The sequence below is a fragment of the Frankia gtarii genome (assembly GCF_025403375.1).
In the GTDB taxonomy this organism is placed as follows: Bacteria; Actinomycetota; Actinomycetes; order Frankiales; family Frankiaceae; genus Frankia; species Frankia gtarii.
In genome coordinates, this window is sequence record NZ_JAMPTM010000537.1 from 1 (window position 1) to 1,331 (window position 1,331).

The 1,331-nt window shown below is 68.7% G+C and carries 1 protein-coding gene; it reads right to left on the reverse strand.

What is annotated here, in order from left to right; all coding sequences use genetic code 11:
* On the reverse strand, window positions 1–1,114 hold a 1,114-nt coding region (locus tag NBZ83_RS32160; RefSeq protein WP_261576517.1), incomplete at its 3' end, for a DEAD/DEAH box helicase.
* Window positions 1,115–1,331 lie beyond the last annotated feature (217 nt).

Sequence of the window (1,331 nt, forward strand, 5' to 3'; positions counted from 1 at the left end):
GCCCGGCGATCTGGTGGAACTCCCGCGCCGAGAGCAGCCGCACCCGGGTCCCGTCGTACTTCGACAAAGACGTGAACACCACCGTGCGAATCGGCACGTTGATCCCCACCCCGAGCGTGTCCGTCCCGCAGATCACCTTCAGCAGTCCCGCCTGCGCGAGCTGCTCGACCAGGCGGCGGTACTTCGGCAGCATCCCCGCGTGATGCACCCCGATGCCATGGCGCACCAGCCGGGAGAGCACCTTGCCGAACCCGGCGGCGAACCGGAAGTTCCCGATCGTCGCCGCGATCTGGTCCTTCTCCGCCCGCGACGACACGTTCACACTCATCAACGCCTGCGCCCGCTCCAACGCCTGCGCCTGGGTGAAGTGCACGACGTACACCGGCGCCTGATGGGTCTCGAGCAGCTCACCGATCGTCTCGTGCAGCGGCGTCGTGACGAACCGGTAGAACAACGGCACCGGTCGCTGCGCCGAACGCACCACCGCCGTGGGCCGCCCGGTACGCCGGGTCAGATCCGCCTCGAACATCGACACGTCGCCGAGCGTCGCCGACATCAGCACGAACTGGGTGCCCGGCAGCTCCAGCAGCGGCACCTGCCACGCCCACCCCCGCTCCGGATCGGCGTAGTAGTGGAACTCGTCCATGACGACCTGACCGACGTCGGCGGCCACCCCGTCGCGCAACGCGATGTTCGCCAGCACCTCCGCCGTGCAGCAGATGATCGGCGCCGTGTCGTTCACACTGGCGTCCCCGGTCATCATCCCGACGTTCGCCGCCCCGAACATCGCGCACAGCGCGAAGAACTTCTCCGACACCAACGCCTTGATCGGCGCGGTGTAGAACGTCCGCCGCCCGGCGGCCAGCGCCACGAAGTGCGCCCCGGCCGCCACCAGGCTCTTGCCCGACCCCGTCGGCGTCGCCAGGATGACGTTCGACCCGGAGACGATCTCGATGAGCGCCTCGGACTGGGCGGGATAGAGCTCCAGGCCCTGCTCACCGACCCAGGCGGTGAAAGCGTCGTAGAGGGTGTCCGGGTCCGGCTCGACGGGTACACGGTCGGCAGCGCCGGCTGCCGGTATCGCGGATGCGGGAAGGTGGTCGGTGAGTGTCATGGTCCCTCGATCGTGCCTGACGCGCGGCGCGTCCGACCGACGGGCACACCCCCGTCTACTGTTTGGGGCGGACCCGAACCGGTTCCGGTGGCCAGCACCCGTGACCCGGCTCGGAGAACCGACGAGGGTTTCCGGGTGTCCGACGAACCTCGTGAGAGGAAATATGTGTTCTCCGAACCGACATCCCCACCGACATCCCAGCGCGTCGACGCGAGCC